General features: G+C 61.0%; 1 protein-coding gene. It reads left to right on the forward strand.

Features of this window, described 5'->3' with window-relative positions:
- Positions 1–259, forward strand: a 259-nt coding sequence (locus ACLFKU_RS44625) for an AAA family ATPase (protein WP_410853504.1), incomplete at both ends; no start/stop codon positions are given.

Below are 259 nucleotides of genomic sequence, written 5' to 3' on the forward strand. Positions count from 1 at the left end.
AGCGTCAGCGGCGCATCGACGACTTCGCGCTGGACGAGCACGGCACCCCCGACCGGCTGATGATCCCCGAGAAGCTTTACGGACGTGAGCGCGAAGTCGATACCCTGGTCACCACGTTCGACCGGATTCTCAGCAATGGCGTGCCCGAGCTCGTGCTGGTTTCCGGTTATTCGGGCATCGGCAAATCGTCGGTGGTCAATGAACTGCACAAGATCCTCGTGCCGCCACGGGGATTGTTTGCATCCGGCAAGTTCGACCA

Origin of the sequence: Paraburkholderia sp. EG304, from assembly GCF_046543485.1 — a bacterium.
In the GTDB taxonomy this organism is placed as follows: domain Bacteria; phylum Pseudomonadota; class Gammaproteobacteria; order Burkholderiales; family Burkholderiaceae; genus Paraburkholderia; species Paraburkholderia youngii.